Raw genomic sequence first — 15,131 nt, forward strand, 5'->3', positions numbered from 1 at the left:
TCGGTAAGACGCGATGGCAGCTTTGCAGGTCATGAAACGATCGTTGAAATATGTCGCCATCCGCGCCGGGCTGGAAGCCGCGTCGTTTCCCGGCATTCGATCATTCCTGCCGTCTTTTGGTGGACGGGGCGTTATCTTTACGTTGCACCACGTTCGTCCGCCGCTGGTGAAAACCGGCTTTGCGCCAAACGATCATCTGTCCATCACGCCCGAGTTTCTGGCCGTAGCCATCGAAGCCGCGCTGGAATGCGGGCTTGTGCCGGTGCATCTGCATGACCTGCCAGGACTGACGGCTGTGCCGGATGACGGGCGAAAATTCTTCGCTTTCACGCTGGATGACGGCTACCGCAACAATGCCGAACACGCCGCGCCGGTTTTCAGCAAGTTCGGGGTGCCTTATACCATTTTCATCACGCCGGGATTTGTCGAGCGCACGCGCAGCATCTGGTGGGAGACGGCAGAGGCGCTCTTGCAGAAAGCTTCGTCCTTCCGCTTCGATTTTGGCGAGGGAGAGGAACTGATCCAATGCGCCAGTCTCCCCCGGAAGCGGGCAGCGTTTGCGCGTTTCGAACGGTTCGTCTCTTCTCTCGATGAAGACGAGGCCGTTGCCCGGATCGATATTGCTGCCAGGGATAACGGCATTGATCCGCTCGAAATCGTTGGTCGCCTTGTGATGAATGAAGCCGAGCTGAAAGCGCTTTCTTCCGATCCTCTCGTGCATCTGGGCGCTCACACCATGACGCATGTGAACATGCGCCGAGTGAGTGACGACCGCCTGAAATACGAGATCGCCGAGTCGACGGCGCGGGTCGAGCATTATGTCGGTTGCCGCCCTCTGTCCTTCTCATATCCCTATGGATGGGCGACCGCGGCCGGTGATCGAGAGATTGCTGCGACGCTTCACGCCGGTTTTCCCGTGGCGGTCACGACAAGGCCCGGCGTTCTTTTGCCTGAACATCTCAAAAGCCCGACAGCGTTGCCGCGCGTCTCGCTGAATGGCCACTTCCAGAAGAAGCGTTACGTGAAGGCCTTGATTTCCGGCCTGCCGTTTCGTTTTCTGTCGTGAAGTCCCGGAACGACAAACGCGTTTCCGGTTTTCTCCAGCGATGATCTATTCTTTCACGCTCAGCCGGTCATTCAGAATCTGAGCCTTAGGACGGCTGAACGTCTTCCTGCCAGCTTTCCAGCCCGCAAGGGCGGGCGCCGCACAACGGATCGCGTCGCACATATCGCTCGCATCAAGAACGACGATATCCGCCGGTTCGCCAACAGCCAGTTCACGTTGCATCCCCAGAATAGCCGCCGCCTGCGAGGTGACCATATCGAAAGCCAGCTCGATATCCGCTTCACGGGACAATTGCATCACATTGGCATAGAGATTGGCCATGCGCGCCAGTGAAGCGTCGCCGAACGGTGTGAATGGGTTCAGCACGTTGTTCGTCGCGATGGCCGTTCTGACACCAAGGCCGGACAGCATATGCGCGGGTGCGATCCCGCGGGGAATATTGTGTGTAAACTTGCGTCCCATCAGAAAAAGGTCGGTTGCAGGCAGAACCGTAAGCGCAATGCCAGCGGCTGCAATTTCGGCGCCAATCATCGACAGTGCGTCGGTGTCGAGTGCAGAAAGATTGGTGACGTGGCCGATCGTGACACGGCCCGCATAGCCATTCGCCCGCGTCGCCTCGATGACGAGCGGCAGGTCCGTTTTTGCCGGGTCGAGGCTGAAATCGAGATGAAAATCGACGTCGACATCATGTTTGCGGGCCAGCGCGAAAATTCGTCGCACATGTCCGGCCGGATCGATGTCGGTATAGGGACAGCCGCCGATGAGATCTGCGCCGTCGGCCAGCGCGGCATCAAGCATCGTTTCGGTTTCGGGCTCCTGCGTCAGTCCCTCCTGCGCGAATGCGCAGATCTGGAGATCGATCGCGAATGCATATTTCTCGCGCACACGCTTGATGGCCTCGAACGACCGCATTCCGGCCCGCGGATCGATTTCGACGAAGGTGCGCATCCGGTTTGTGCCGTGGGTGATCGCCTTGGCGACAAGCGCGGAAGCTCTTTCGAAAACGTCTTCTTCGGAAAAGCCGGCCTTGGCTCTGGCCGTCTCCCGGACTGCCTCCTCCAGTGTGCCTGCGCAGATCGTGCAGCGTCCAAGAATGCAGGCCTTGTCGAGGTGAATGTGGCTGTCGACGAAACCCGGAAAGGCAAAGCCGCCGTCAAGATCTTCTTCCTGAACAGCCTCGCAACGTATCGCCGGCGCGACGGCGTGGATGCGGCCATCCACAATGGCAATATCCACCAGCTCCGGCCATCGGGCGATACGTGTGTTCCGAAGGACGAGATCGACCTGCATTTGATATCCTATATGCCGATGGCGCAGCCGTCGCTACGCGGATCGTGAGCGCCATCCATCCATCCGTCATCGTTCAAGCGAATGACACCCGCCTGACCGGAGAGGGGACTGAAGGCAGGGATGGGGATGACTTCATGTCCGCGTTGCGTGAGTTCCGTCAGAACTGTCTGCCCTGCTGCTTCCTCGACCTTCAGGTTGTCGCGCGTGTCGGAGAACGTTCGGCCGAGAAGGAAACGCGGCGCTGACAGAGCCGAAAGTGGATCAAGGCCATGGTCGATCAGCCTGCTGAGCAGCACGGTCAGGGTCTGTGGTTGTCCATCCGCGCCCTGTGTTCCGTAGAGGAGATGCGGCAGCCCGTTTTTCAGCGCCAGACCGGGATTGAGTGTGTAGAACGGTCGCTTGCCGGGTGCCAGTACGTTAGGGCTCGACGGGTCCGTACTGAACGCCGCTCCTCGGTTCTGCCAGAGAATTCCCGTATCGGGCAGCAGCACCCCGCTGCCCCAGTCATAATATGTGCTTTGAAGAACGCTTGCCGAGCGTCCTTCGGAATCAACCGCTGCCAGATAGACCGTATCGCCGGTCTTGAAGCGGTGAGGCCAGGACATAGCGGAAACGGCGTCAATCGCCGCAGCCTTGTTGGCAAGATTGCCGCGTTCCAGCAGATCGGCGCACCGTTGCGCGACGAAATTGGGATCAGCGATCTTGCCGCGGTCGAGAAACGCCTGTTTCACCGCTTCGACGCAAAGGTGGTAGAAATCCGCGGATGACGGATCGACTTCATGCATCGGGAAATGCTGCAGGATGCCCATGATGGCAAGCGTTGAGATGCCCTGCGACGGTGGCGGCGGTGCCAGCAGTTCTATGCCGCGATAGCTGATGGAAACGGGATCTTCCATCGTGGCGGCGGTTTTCTGGAGATCACCCTTGCGGATGGGGCTTCCGGCCTGTTCCAGGGCTTTTGCTATGCGATCTGCAAGCTCGCCTTCATAGAATTCGCGATGACCGTGGCGGGCGATCCGCTCCAGAGCGTCGGCCATCTGCGGTTGCCGCTGCAGCCCTTCGGTAACGAAGGCCGTCGATACACCGGGCCAGCTTTCGATTTCGCCTCGGCGGAACGCATACCAGTGCTGCAGGGACTGGCTGACGGGAAAGCCGTCGGCGGCCAGCCCGATTGCGTCTTCGAGCAGCGTGGAGAGCTTTTCGGCCCCGTTCCAGTTCTCCTGAGAATAGGCCAGCGCCTGCCCCCAGCTGTCGACGACGGCTGCCGTTGTCAGAGCAGATAACGGGCCGCGTGCCGGGATGGCATCCAGTTTGGGCAGCGTCGCTGCCGCCTGGCCTATGCCCATGATGGCCTGGCGTCTGCCGTTGCGATCCGCCACGATCCACAGGGCGTCACCGCCCAGGCCGCAGAAGTGCGGATAGAGAACTGTCAGCGCCGCTCCCGCGGCAACAACGGCCTCGATTGCCGTGCCGCCACGGCGCAGAACCTTCGCACCGGCTTCGCTGGCAAGATGATGAGGAGTGGTGACGATACCGCTTCTGGAGCGGGCCGCTGCTGTCTTGTCCATCTGCTGCATATTATTCGGAAACCGACATGTAATGATTGAGGATCTTCGCGATATCGGGACCATCGTCCTTGTCGTCTACCTTGGCGCGATCCTCGACCGCGTGCAGGTGGTGATCCATGATCCGTATCGCCGTGGCCGCGTCCTGATTTTTCAACGCTTCAATCAGTTGCACATGCTCATCTATTCCGCATTCCGCCGAATGCGGGCGCCCGAAGCGAGCGAGGATCAGCGATGAACGGGAAACGATCTGGCTGATGAAGTCGATCAGCAGTTTCGAACCGGTAAGTTCCGCAAGCAGGATATGAAACTCACCAGCAAGCCGTATGGAGCGCGGTAACGACGCCTGCAATGCTCGCTCCTCTTCCCGTACATGGCTGATCAGTGCATCGATGCCGTCGCGTGGCATGCGTTTGCAAAGGCGTTCGATGACTTCACGCTCGAGGCAGCGTCGGAGCGCGAAGACTTCTTCGGCTTCCTCCAGCGTGGGCATGGCCACCGCTGCGCCGCGGTTCGGCTTGATCTCCACCAGGCCATCGGATGCCAGTCGCAGCAGTGCATTGCGTGCGCTTGTCCGACTGACGCTGAATGTATCGCCGATCGAATCTTCCGGCAGCTTCGTGCCGGGTTTCAGAGCCTGCTCGAGAATGGCGCGGCGAAGCGAGGCGTAGATCGCGTCGCTTCTGCTCAAATTCGTGGACATCGCTGTCGCTCTTTCGCTTCAATGCATTTTTCTCAGTCTATTGCATAAAAATTGTACGTTATCTAGCAAATAAATTGCATGCAATTATGGCTTGAGTTCGTATTCTTTTTGAATTAGCGTTTTGAACGATCCGCAGAGAAAGACACTGGAAGTCGCCTGCAGATGCCTGTTTCGGCAGTACGCGCATCATAGCGCATCCTGCATATCGCCAATATTGCATGCAATTCGAGGGGAATTTAAATATGCAATTGTCAAGAATGCTGGCGACGGGTGTTGCCCTGATCGCTTTAACAGTACCTGCCATGGCCGGTACGTTGAAATGGGGTGCTTCGCGTGACATCAGCTCGCTCGATCCCTATTCCTACGGCGACAGCTTTGCACTCGGCGTGCTGAACCACGCCTATGAAGGCCTCATCCGGTACAATCGTGATCTCAAGATAGAACCGGCGCTCGCCACATCCTGGGAAATCGTCTCGCCGACAACCTGGCGCTTCAAGCTGCGGGAAGGCGTGAAGTTCCATAATGGCGCTGACTTCACCGCAGAGGACGTGCAGGCCTCGCTGCTGCGTGCGTCCAACCCGAAGTCGCCCCTGCGGGGCAATATTCCCGCTTACAAGGGATCGCGGGTCATCGATGCGCATACCATCGAGATCGATGTTTCCGCCAACTATCCGCTGCTGCCCAACGATCTCACGACGATCTACATCTTCGACGCCGACTGGCTGAAGGATAACAACGCGGAAGCGCCGACCGATGTCGGTTCGGGTACGGAAGGCTATGCGACCTACAACGAAAACGGCACCGGTCCGTTCAAGGTCGAAAGCCGACAGCCGGACGCCAAGACCGTATTCGTCAAGTTCGACGGATGGTGGGATAAGCCGGAACACAACATCGACCGTATCGAACTGACGCCGATTGCCTCTCCTGCAACGCGCGTTGCGGCTCTGCTTGCCGGCGATATCGACTTCACCGACCAGGCGCCGGTACAGGACCTGCCGCGACTGGAAGCCTCCCCGGAGGTCAAGCTCCTCGAAGGCACGGACCTTCGCACCGTGATGATCGGTTTCAGCCAGCGCGATCAGCTTCTGTCGGGTGCGGCCAATCCGATGAAGGATCTCCGTGTCCGTCAGGCAATGCAGCTCGCCATCGACCTTGATCTCATCCAGAAGCGGGTGATGCGCGGAAAGTCGCGCAATGCCGGTGCGCTCGTCGCGCCGCAGATCCCGGGCTATGACGCCGCACTCGATACGCCTGTGAAGGCCGATCCGGAAAAAGCCAAGGCGCTGCTGAAAGAAGCGGGTGCCGAAGGTTTCGAATTCGAGTTCAACTGTGCCGACAGCCTCGTGAACGAAGAACAGATCTGCCAGGCTGTCGCGTCCATGTGGTCGCGCGTTGGCCTCAAGCCGAAACTGGATCAGGGACCGCGTTCGGTTCAGACGCCGAAGCGTTCGTCCGGCAAGGTCGATGTCTACACACTGGGTTGGGCAACCCTGCCGATGCTCGACACCTACAGCCTAACATCGCAGGTTCTGCACACGAAGGAAGGTTCGTTCGGCATCTTCAACTGGGGTGGCTGGTCCAACAAGGAATTTGACGCGGTGACGAAAGCCTCCGCCGTCGAAATGGATCGGACCAAACGTCTGGCGATGGAAGCGGAATCGTTGAAGATCGCCAAGGAACAATCCCTCATGATCCCGTTGCATCAGCAGCCGCTTGCATGGGCGACAAACGCGAAGATAAAGGATTTTCCGCTCTTCTCGGATAACCTTCCCCGCCTCTGGTTGGTGAAAATGTAAGTCGCACCGTCCCTGCCGAGCCTCGATCCCTCTCGGCAGGGACACCATTTTGCATCCAAGAGGTCAGGAACGTGCGACCATGATCGCCTTTCTCGTCAAACGCATCGGCAACGCCATCCTTGTGATGTTGACCGTCGCCTTCTTCGCATTTCTGATTTTCCGTTTTCTCGGCGATCCGGTCGAGATGATGGTGAACGAAAGCGCTACCCAGGTGGAGCGCGACGAACTGCGGACCCGGCTCGGTCTGAATGACGGTTTCCTTGTTCAGTATGTCCGCTTTGTCACCAACGCTGCTCAGGGCGAATTCGGCCTTTCCTGGCGCAACCAGCAGAACGTCATCACCCTGATCGGCGAACGTTTTCCGGCAACATTCGAACTGGTCATCATCGCGACGATCCTGTCGCTCGCCATCGGCATTCCGCTCGGCGTATTCACGGCCATCGGTCGTGGCCGATGGTGGGCCGAAGGACTGCAGTTTTCCTCCATCGTCGGCGTCTCGCTGCCGAGCTTTTTCGTCGGCATCATCCTGATCCTCGTTTTTTCCGTCAGCCTGGGCTGGCTGCCGGGTTATGGACGAGGCGAGGTGATCAAACTTGGCTGGTGGTCGACAGGGCTTCTCACGCCATCCGGCCGTGCGGCGGTCGTTCTGCCGGCACTCTCGCTGTCGCTCTTCCAGATCACATTGGTGATGCGGCTGGTGCGGGCGGAAATGCTGGAGATACTGCGGGCCGATTTCATCAAATTCGCCCGTGCCCGTGGCGTGAAACGACGGGCGCTGTGGTTCCGTCATGCGCTGAAGAACTGTCTGATGCCGGTGGTGACGCTCACCGCCATGCAGGTCGGCAACCTGATCGCATTTGCGCTTGTGACCGAGACGGTGTTCCAGTGGCCGGGCATGGGCATGCTGTTCATGCAGGCTGTCACTTTCGTCGATATCCCCGTCATGGCCGCCTATCTCTGCATCGTTTCCTTCATCTTCGTGACACTGAACACGGTCGTCGACATTGCCTATGCGGTGATCGATCCGCGCCTTCGAACCGCGTGACGGGAGCCAATCATGACCATTGTCGAACAAACCACAAAACAGATACCTCGTTCTCGACCGTCATGGATCAGCCGGCTGCGCGATTCCGATCTATGGTGGAGCTTCAGGCATCATCCATCAGCGGTCATCGCGGCCATACTGCTTGTGCTTCTCATCGGCTCGGCGTTTTTCGCCCCGTGGTTCACGGTCCAGAACCCCTATGATCTGGCATCCCTGGATTTGCTGAACGCCGAAATCCCGCCGATCTGGATGGCGGACGGGCAATGGCCGTTCATTCTCGGGACCGACACGCAGGGCCGCGACCTTCTCTCGGCGATCCTCTACGGTTCCCGCGCCTCCATCGTCATCGGCGCGGCCTCGGTCGCCGTGTCACTGATCGTCGGTTCGGCGCTTGGCCTTGTGGCCGGCTATTACGGGAAATGGGCCGATGGCCTGTTGATGCGGGCGGGTGACGTTCTGCTTTCGATGCCGACCATGCTGATCGCCATTCTGGTTTCGGCGCTTGCACGGCAGGCGCTTCCGGCATCGCTGCGCGAGGTGGGTGCTTCCGGCGTCATCGTGCTCGCCATCGCGCTTTCCGCATGGGTGCAATATGCCCGTACGGTCCGAGCACTGACGATGGTCGAGCGCAACAAGGAATACGTTCAGGCCGCAAGGCTTATCCGGGTTCCAACGTGGCGCATTCTGGTGAAGCATATCCTGCCCAACACCACGACACCGCTTCTGGTGACCGCAACGCTGAATTTCGGCCTGGGCATCCTCATCGAAGCGACGCTCTCGTTCCTTGGTGTCGGCATGCCCCCCGAGCAGCCGTCGCTCGGCACCTTGATCCGCATCGGCAACCAGTATCTGTTCTCCGGCCAGTGGTGGATCGTGCTTTTCCCCGGCCTGCAACTCTGTCTGCTGGTCGTTTCCATCAACGTCCTGGGCGACTGGCTTCGTGACGCCCTCAATCCCAAACTGCGCTGAGGCATACGCATGAGTGATCTTCTTATCCGAAACACAAGACCGCTGGGCGGTGCGCCTGCCGATATTCTCATCAAGGATGGCCGCATCGTCGCGATCGAAGCCAATCTTGCCGCGGAGAATGTTGCGGTCGAAGACGCGGGCGGGCGGATTGCCATTCCCGGCCTTGTTGACGCGCACACCCATCTCGACAAGTCGCTGCTTGGGTATCCATGGTACCGCAACGAGGTCGGTCCGCGGTTGATCGACAAGATCGACAATGAACGGAAGGTGAAGAAGGAATACGGCCTCGACGCTCACGTCCAGTCGATGCGGCAATCGCTGCAGTCCGTTTCTTACGGCACTACGCTGATCCGCACGCATGTGGACATCGATACGGATCAAGGGCTTGTTGCGCTGGAAGGCGTCATGGAAACACGACGCCAGCTTGCGGATGTTGTTGAGATCGAAATCGTCGCTTTTCCGCAATCGGGACTGATGCGCAGGCCCGGCACGGTGGAACTGCTCGACCAGGCAATGGCCATGGGTGCCGATCTTGTCGGCGGGCTTGACCCATGCGGCATGGATCGCGATCCGAAGGCGCATCTCGACGCCATCTTTGCGCTCGCGGAAAAATACGGCAAGGGCATCGATATTCATCTGCATGAGGGTGGCGAACTTGGCGCCTTTTCGATGGAATTGATCTTCGAGCGTATTCGTGCGCTGGGCATGCAGGGCAAGGTGGCTGTCAGCCACGCATTCTGCCTCGGTGCTCCGGACTGGAACGTGACACAGGGGTTGATCGACACCTGCGCCGAACTGGATGTTCCGATCCTGACGACGGCACCGCCTTCCCGTGAAGTGCCGTCATTGAAACGCCTGCATGCGGCGGGCGTACGTTTCGGCGCCGGTGTTGACGGTTTCCGCGATACTTGGGGACCTTATGGCAATGGGGACATGCTCGAGCGCTCGATGCTGCTCGGCATGAAGAACAATCTTCGCCGCGATGACGAACTGCTGATGGCCCTCGATGTCTGCACCACCGGCGGCGCACTCGCCATGGATCGTGCGGATCATTCCCTCGTTGTTGGCGGTCGTGGCGACGTGGTGATCGTGGAAGGCGAGACGGTCGGTGAAGCAATGGTCACGCACCAGCCCCGCAAGCTGGTGGTTGCTGCCGGCAACGTGACCGGACGGGACGGCAAGAGCCTGCGGGAGCGGCCATGACGGCAGATACCCTCTGGTCAAAACTGCCACTCGGCCAGCGACCGCCCGGTCGCTGGCTGCTCAAGGCGCGGTTTGTCATCGCTGACGGGCCGAAAGGGCGACGCCTCGTCGAGAACGGCGAGGTGGTCATCGAGGCTGATCGCGTCATCTGGATCGGATCCGGTTTCGAAGGAGAGGTTTCGGCCCGTTACGACATGGGCGATGCCCTGATCGGACCGGGCTTCGTCGATCTCGATGCCCTGTCCGATCTCGATACGACTGTGCTTGGCATGGACAATCAGCCGGGGTGGAAGAAAGGGCGCGTCTGGCCGACGGATTATGCCGCACGCGCCCGTGAGATGTACACGCAGGAGGAACTGGCCTTCCAGAAGCGTTATGCCTTCGCGCAACTGCTCCTGAATGGCATCACCTCGGCGCTGCCGATTGCGTCTCTCTTTTACCGTGCCTGGGGCGAGACGGTTGCGGAATTCGAGGCTGCGGCCAGCGCAACAGGCGATCTCGGCCTGCGTGTCTGGCTTGGTCCCGCCTATCGCAGCGGCGGGGTGATCCTTGATGAGAGCGGCACCATGCAGCCGGTGTTCGATGAAGAACGCGGTTTGAAGGAACTGGCCGATGCTGCCGCATTCGCGAAACGTGTTCATGGCACGGCCGGTGGCCTGATCTCCGGAATGTTCGCACCGGACCGCGTGGAAACATGCACGGAAGCGCTGCTTCGCCAGACCTTTGCCCATGCGGATGCGATGGATCTGCCGGTTCGCCTGCACATGGCGCAGGGCGAGATGGAGTTGCAGACCGTGCGGCGCCTGCACGGCATGACCGCTCCGCAATGGCTTGACGGGCTTGGCCTCTTGTCATCACGCCTGATCGCACCCCATGCGACGGTCGCCACCGACGCGGATCTTGTCCTATATGCCGCAAATGGCGTGACGGTCGCCCATTGTCCGCTAGTTTCCGCACGGCACGGTTCATCGCTCCGGTCCTTTTCGCGGCTGAAAGCGATGGGCATCCGTATAGGCATGGGAACCGATACCGCGCCGCCGGACATGGTGCTGAACATGTCTGTCGGGTTGATGGCAAATCGCATTGCCGAAGGTCGCGGCGATGCCGCATCGGCAGCGGAATTTTACGATGCGGCGACGATTGCCGGTGCTGACGCCCTCAAGCGCCCGGATATCGGACGCCTGGCACCCGGCACGAAGGCGGATATCGCGGTGTTCGATATCGCGGATCGCATGATCGCGCCGCGGATCGATCCCGTCCAGACGCTTGTCTATGGTGCAACGGGACGCGTTACCCGGGCAACGATCGTGGATGGACGCATCTCGATGCGTGACGGGCAGGTCGCGGGCATCGATCTCGACGCTGCACGCACCCAGGCGCAAGCGCAGTTCGACGGCCTTGTTGCCCGCTATCCGGAGCGGACTTTCGGGCATCCTCCGGTCGAAACCATCTTTCCTCCAAGCTACCCGTTGCACCAGGCAAAAGGCGAGGTCGCGTCATGAACACCAGCAATCATTCTCCCGCATCCGACGTTCTTGCGCTCGATGTGAAGGATCTTTCGGTCGAGTTCCCCACCCGCAAGGGCGTGCTGCGGGCGCTGTCGGATGTCTCCCTGAGCATAAGGCGCGGAGAGATACTCGGCGTCGTGGGCGAGTCCGGTGCGGGAAAATCGATGACCGGCATGGCGGTACTCGGTCTTCTTGAACCGCCGGGGCGCGTTTCCGGTGGCGAAATCCGCATCGGCGGCAAGCGCACCGACAATCTCAGCGAGGCCGAAATGGCATCGATCCGCGGCAGCATGGTCGGCGCCGTCTTTCAGGATCCGCTGACCTCGCTCAATCCGTTGTTTTCAGTGGGCCAGCAGCTGATCGAAACGATCCGTCTGCATTCGCCACGCAGCAAGGCGCAGGCCCGGGCGGATGCGGTCGACCTTCTGAAACAGGTGGGTATTCCCGGTGCCGATGAACGGATCGATCATTATCCGCATCAGTTTTCCGGCGGCATGCGGCAGCGTGTCGTCATTGCGCTCGCACTGGCGGGCAAGCCGCAACTGATCATCGCGGACGAACCGACGACGGCACTGGATGTTTCGATCCAGGCGCAGATCACCGCGCTCTTGCGCAAGCTCTGTCACGAACACGGCACCGGGGTCATGCTGGTCACGCACGACATGGGTGTGATTGCCGAGACGGCAGACCGTGTTGCCGTGATGTATGCCGGGCGCGTGATCGAGATCGGTCCAGTGGCAGAGGTGCTGAACCGGCCGAAGCATCCCTATACGCGCGGCCTGATGGGGTCGATCCCTGCACTCGGTGGCCGCGTTGAACGCCTGGCCCAGATCGATGGCGCCATGCCGCGACTGAACGCGATTCCCAATGGCTGTGCGTTCAATCCGCGCTGTTCCGAAGCCGGTTCTCGTTGCAGGCAGGTGCGCCCGGCGATGGTGAGAGAAGGGCACGGCGGTGTCGCCTGTCTGGTTCATGATGGAGGTGTGCAATGAGAAGTTCCGGCAACGCATTGGAAGTCGATCAGCTCACGCGTGTCTTCGATGTTTCCGCGCCCTGGTTGAACCGTGTGATCGACCGCAAGCCGAAACGATATCTTCGCGCCGTGCAGGACGTCACCTTCGTTGTGCAAAAGGGCAAGTGTCTGGCGCTTGTGGGCGAATCCGGCTGCGGCAAATCCACGGTGGCGAGGCTGGTGACGGGGCTTTATCCGCCGAGCGAAGGGGCGATCCTGTTTGCTCCTGCCGACAAGGGTAAAAGTCGCGGCAAGCCGATGGAAGCCCAGATGATCTTCCAGGATCCGCATGCGAGCCTCAATCCGCGCTGGCGCGTCGGCGATATCATCGCCGAGCCGATCCGCGAGTTCGGCCTGCGGAACGGAGCCGAGGCGACTGCGGCGCGTGTGGCGGAGCTGCTGCTAACGGTCGGCCTGTCGCCCGATGACGCGACACGTTATCCGCATGAATTCTCCGGTGGTCAGAGACAGCGTATTTCGATTGCCCGCGCCCTTGCCAGTGAACCGGAATTTCTAGTCTGCGACGAACCCACGTCGGCGCTCGACGTTTCCGTTCAGGCGCAGATCCTCAACCTCATGCGCAAGCTTCAGGATGAGCTGGGATTGACCTACCTGTTCATCAGTCACAATCTCGCGGTCGTTCGGCACATGGCGGATCGTATCGCGGTCATGTATCTCGGCCGGATTGTGGAGGAAGCGGATACGGAGGCATTGTTTGCCAATCCGCAGCACCCCTACACGCAGCTCCTGCTCCAGACAATTCCGGACGTTGCAGCTCCCAATCGCAACCGCGAACTGATGGGCGGAGAGCCGCCAAGCCCGCTCGACCCTCCGAAGGGCTGCGCCTTTCATCCCCGCTGTCCGATGGCGACGGCTCAGTGCAGCAGCATCGCACCGCAAGTCCGGGCAAGAAGCGGTGGCGGCAACGTTGCCTGCCATCTCGCTTCTGCGACCTGATACGCTGTTGAACAATAAGAAACTCCGAGGAAACACCGATCATGACAAGAACCCTCTTTATCAATGCAAGGCTTGCCGACGGCCAGCTGCGTGACATCCATGTCGAGAAGGGCCGGATCGCGGCGGTCGAGGCGGTGGCGTCCCAGTCTGGCGGCGCGAATGTCATTGATATTGCGGGCGATCTGTTGGTTCCGGGCTTCGTAGAAGGACACATCCACCTCGACACGAGCTTTTATGGCGGGAAATGGGTGCCGCACCGTCCCTGCACGAATGGTTTCGATGTGCACGAGCGGGTTGCCTTCCAGGCCGAAAACATGGCCAAAGCGGAGCCCATGGCCGAGCGTGCCATCCAGCAGCTCGAGCTATGCATTTCTGATGGCACATTGCAGATGCGTAGTCATGTGATGGTCGATGGCTCCGTGGGATTGAAGTCGCTGGAAACCATCCTTGCGGTCAGGGAGCAATACAAGGATCTGATCGATGTTCAGCTCGTCGCGTTTCCGCAGAGCGGCATTCTGAAAAGCCCGGGAACACCGGAGCTGCTCGATGAAGCGATCGGGATGGGAGCAGATCTGATCGGTGGACTTGATCCGGCAAGTTTCGACCGTGATGTGACGGCGCATCTCGATGTTGTTTTCGGCATTGCCGAGAAGCGCGGCGTGGACGCCGACATTCACCTTCACGAAGGTGGCAGCATGGGCGCCTTCACCATCGAGGAAATCTGCGCTCGGACCGAAGCGCTCGGCATGCAGGGCCATGTGGCAATCAGCCATGCCTACGGGCTTGGCGATCTCCCGCCCGACGCGGCCCGCAGGATCGCTGCAAAAATCGCCCGGAGCGGCATCTCGATCATGACCAATGCACCGGGACATCACACATTCCCGCCGGTTGCTCTGCTGCGGAGCGAAGGCGTCAATGTTTTCAGCGGCAGCGACAATATCCGCGACAGCTGGTGGCCTTATGGCGATGGCGACATGCTGCGCCGGGCGGAAATCATCGGTTATCGCTCGGGTTTCTTTACCGATGCGGAACTCCACGCCGCGTTCGATATCGTCACCTCGGCCGGAGCGAAAGCGCTGAGACTGGAAGGTTACGGGATCGAACCCGGTGCGAAGGCGGATTTCGTCGCGATTGCAGCCGAGCATGTGCCTGAAGCCGTCGTTGGTTTTCCCGCAAACCGCAGGGTTTTCAAGGAAGGTCGGCTTGTGGCCGAAGGCGGCAAGGTCCGGAAATCGGAATAGAAGGCAAACAGCCGTTTTTGACCCAGATCGACAAGGTTCTCTATACCGGCAAGATCCGCACCACAGGCGGTCGCGACGGCTTTGCCCGCAGTGACGATGCCCAGCTCGATGTCCGGCTTTCTTCTCCCGGTTCTCCGCAACCGGGTACCAATCCCGAACAGCTCTTCGCTGCCGGCAAGCGCAAGCTGCGTCTTCCGGAGGGCACTGCCGTGGATGCGGAAGTCGACCTTGGAACGACAGGTGGCGCCTATTTTCTGCAGGCGCGACTGACTGTCAGCCTTCCAGGTCTGGATCCGGCGGTCGCGCGGGCTCTTGTCGATGAGGCGCATCAGAATTGCACCTATTCCAAGGCGACACGTGGCAACATCAATGTCGAACTCAATCTTGTCTGAGCGGGAGGATCACATGCGGATCATGGTCGTCATGGCTGTGGTTGCAGCCGTCTTCGTGACGCCATGCATCTACGACGTCACCTCTACCGAACCGCCTCCCGCGGCCGGTCTTTTCAGCATCGCGCTGTCTTATTGAAACCTGCCCTCGACGGCTCCTGCCTCACGGCCGGAGCCGTTTATTTTGCTATGAGGATTTCGATGCCGCGTTTCTCGAATTCCCTGGCGTCGCGGTCTGAAATCCCGTCATCGGTGATGAACGAATGGATGACGTCGAGCGAGCCGAGCCGCGTGAAGGACGACCGGTTGATCTTGGTGGAATCGGCCACAAGATAGATTCCGAAACAGTCTGCCCGTCCTTCGCTTCCATTCAGATCCACCTAACAC

Annotated in this window: 15 protein-coding genes; 11 read left to right on the forward strand and 4 right to left on the reverse strand. The window is 59.9% G+C overall.

What is annotated here, in order from left to right:
• The first annotated feature begins 13 nt into the window (after window positions 1-13).
• The gene (locus N7578_RS03560) at window positions 14-1,066 is read left to right on the forward strand and encodes a polysaccharide deacetylase family protein (RefSeq protein ID WP_311108926.1); all 1,053 of its coding nucleotides are present in this window, start codon (window positions 14-16) and stop codon (window positions 1,064-1,066) included.
• A gap of 45 nt (window positions 1,067-1,111) precedes the next feature.
• On the opposite strand, the gene N7578_RS03565 is transcribed toward N7578_RS03560, so the two are convergent.
• From N7578_RS03565 to N7578_RS03575, 3 genes are read right to left on the reverse strand one after another with little or no spacing between them, the layout of a single operon-like run.
• Window positions 1,112-2,356 carry an amidohydrolase family protein gene (locus N7578_RS03565; protein ID WP_311108927.1) on the reverse strand — a complete coding sequence of 415 codons (1,245 nt, stop codon included), beginning with the start codon at window positions 2,354-2,356 and terminating at the stop codon, window positions 1,112-1,114.
• 8 nt (window positions 2,357-2,364) lie between these two features.
• Entirely contained in the window at window positions 2,365-3,924 is a 1,560-nt protein-coding gene (locus N7578_RS03570) for a gamma-glutamyltransferase family protein (protein ID WP_311108928.1), read from the reverse strand.
• Between the two features lie 10 nt (window positions 3,925-3,934).
• A complete protein-coding gene (locus N7578_RS03575; protein ID WP_311108929.1) occupies window positions 3,935-4,624 on the reverse strand; it encodes a GntR family transcriptional regulator in 690 nt (229 codons plus the stop codon).
• Between the two features lie 242 nt (window positions 4,625-4,866).
• On the opposite strand from N7578_RS03575, the gene N7578_RS03580 reads away from it, so the two are divergent.
• The 10 genes from N7578_RS03580 (at window position 4,867) to N7578_RS03625 (ending at window position 14,883) form a co-directional block, all read left to right on the forward strand.
• The gene (locus tag N7578_RS03580; protein WP_311108930.1) at window positions 4,867-6,420 is read left to right on the forward strand and encodes an ABC transporter substrate-binding protein; all 1,554 of its coding nucleotides are present in this window, start codon (window positions 4,867-4,869) and stop codon (window positions 6,418-6,420) included.
• A 79-nt stretch (window positions 6,421-6,499) separates the two neighbouring features.
• Complete coding sequence (locus tag N7578_RS03585; RefSeq protein ID WP_311108931.1) at window positions 6,500-7,465, forward strand: ABC transporter permease; 966 nt, start codon at window positions 6,500-6,502, stop codon at window positions 7,463-7,465.
• Window positions 7,466-7,477: 12 nt separating this feature from the next.
• Window positions 7,478-8,434 (forward strand): ABC transporter permease, encoded by a 957-nt coding sequence (locus tag N7578_RS03590; protein ID WP_311108932.1) that lies wholly within the window; start codon window positions 7,478-7,480, stop codon window positions 8,432-8,434.
• Window positions 8,435-8,443: 9 nt separating this feature from the next.
• Window positions 8,444-9,637: an amidohydrolase family protein gene (locus N7578_RS03595; RefSeq protein ID WP_311108933.1), complete on the forward strand. Its 1,194-nt coding sequence runs from the start codon at window positions 8,444-8,446 to the stop codon at window positions 9,635-9,637.
• The gene (locus N7578_RS03600) at window positions 9,634-11,139 is read left to right on the forward strand and encodes an amidohydrolase family protein (protein ID WP_311108934.1); all 1,506 of its coding nucleotides are present in this window, start codon (window positions 9,634-9,636) and stop codon (window positions 11,137-11,139) included. Before N7578_RS03595 ends, N7578_RS03600 begins: the two co-directional genes overlap by 4 nt.
• Window positions 11,136-12,137 carry an ABC transporter ATP-binding protein gene (locus N7578_RS03605; protein ID WP_311108935.1) on the forward strand — a complete coding sequence of 334 codons (1,002 nt, stop codon included), beginning with the start codon at window positions 11,136-11,138 and terminating at the stop codon, window positions 12,135-12,137. The genes N7578_RS03600 and N7578_RS03605 overlap by 4 nt, the downstream gene beginning before the upstream one ends.
• A complete protein-coding gene (locus tag N7578_RS03610) occupies window positions 12,134-13,114 on the forward strand; it encodes an oligopeptide/dipeptide ABC transporter ATP-binding protein (protein ID WP_311108936.1) in 981 nt (326 codons plus the stop codon). The genes N7578_RS03605 and N7578_RS03610 overlap by 4 nt, the downstream gene beginning before the upstream one ends.
• A 41-nt stretch (window positions 13,115-13,155) precedes the next feature.
• The gene (locus N7578_RS03615) at window positions 13,156-14,355 is read left to right on the forward strand and encodes an amidohydrolase family protein (RefSeq protein ID WP_311108937.1); all 1,200 of its coding nucleotides are present in this window, start codon (window positions 13,156-13,158) and stop codon (window positions 14,353-14,355) included.
• A gap of 17 nt (window positions 14,356-14,372) precedes the next feature.
• Window positions 14,373-14,747 carry an OsmC family protein gene (locus N7578_RS03620; protein ID WP_311108938.1) on the forward strand — a complete coding sequence of 125 codons (375 nt, stop codon included), beginning with the start codon at window positions 14,373-14,375 and terminating at the stop codon, window positions 14,745-14,747.
• 13 nt (window positions 14,748-14,760) lie between these two features.
• Entirely contained in the window at window positions 14,761-14,883 is a 123-nt protein-coding gene (locus tag N7578_RS03625; protein ID WP_311108939.1) for a hypothetical protein, read from the forward strand.
• 40 nt (window positions 14,884-14,923) lie between these two features.
• On the opposite strand, the gene N7578_RS03630 is transcribed toward N7578_RS03625, so the two are convergent.
• Window positions 14,924-15,073, reverse strand: a complete 150-nt coding sequence (locus tag N7578_RS03630) for a hypothetical protein (RefSeq protein ID WP_311108940.1) — start codon at window positions 15,071-15,073, stop codon at window positions 14,924-14,926.
• Window positions 15,074-15,131 lie beyond the last annotated feature (58 nt).

Origin of the sequence: Agrobacterium tumefaciens (assembly GCF_031801495.1) — a bacterium.
GTDB classification, from domain to species: domain Bacteria; phylum Pseudomonadota; class Alphaproteobacteria; order Rhizobiales; family Rhizobiaceae; genus Agrobacterium; species Agrobacterium tumefaciens_K.